The following is a 797-nucleotide window of genomic DNA, read 5'->3' on the forward strand; positions in this document are numbered from 1 at the left end:
CTTATCTAAAAACTTCCCGGATCAGTCAACAGAATATATAGCGTTGGCCTATCGGCACGCCATATACTTAGTTATTGTGCATAGTGTTTTTATTCAGCTTTTATTTCATATGGGTTTTCTGGAAATCCAAACAAGATTGCTTTATACTCATCTATTTCCTTAATTCCGATTAGTTTTTCTCGTTTATCGTTGTCAAAAATCGATGCAAAGTAAGTTCCTTGTAAATTTTCCAAAACTAATTTGCGTCCATTTCTTTTCATTCTTTTATTCAGTTCTTGGATTACTGGACTATCTAAAATTTTGTTGAACGTTAATGGTATTTTCTCGTTATTCCATTGTGCTTTGAATTCGAGCGTCTCAATTTTTTTCGATTCAAGTTCCGTTTTGGTTCGTTCAATTCTTTCATAATCAGTCGCAAATTCCGTGTCCTCTATTTTAGATTCAGTTTCGCTCAACACAGTGTAAGTTTTTCCCATTCTGAATATTCTTATTCGATTGTCATTTACAAATTCGTATTTTGATTCAGAAAGTTTTTCGCTCCATTCAGTTCGGACTTTTGATAATTCATTTCCGCTTTTCAATTCAAGTTCAAAATGGATGATTTGGTCGTTATTAAACTCAATGAATTCAGGTTGACAGTAGTCGGCTCCTGTTTTAATTTTTAACCAAGTTCCATTCAGGTTTTTCATTGATTTTTGCGGTTTTGGTACATTATGCACAACGGGCTCGTATAAGAATAGTGCGGTTTTGTGTGCGAGGATTTTCCGCAGGAAAATCAGACGTAACAAAAGAGCACT

1 protein-coding gene is annotated in these 797 nt (G+C 34.4%); it reads right to left on the reverse strand.

Annotation, left to right across the window (positions count from 1 at the left end; translation table 11 throughout):
* Positions 1-89: 89 nt before the first annotated feature.
* A partial coding sequence (locus tag Q0998_RS19245; protein ID WP_299673077.1) for a hypothetical protein occupies positions 90-797 on the reverse strand: 708 nt, incomplete at its 5' end.

This window comes from uncultured Polaribacter sp. (genome assembly GCF_947501385.1).
Lineage (GTDB): Bacteria > Bacteroidota > Bacteroidia > Flavobacteriales > Flavobacteriaceae > Polaribacter.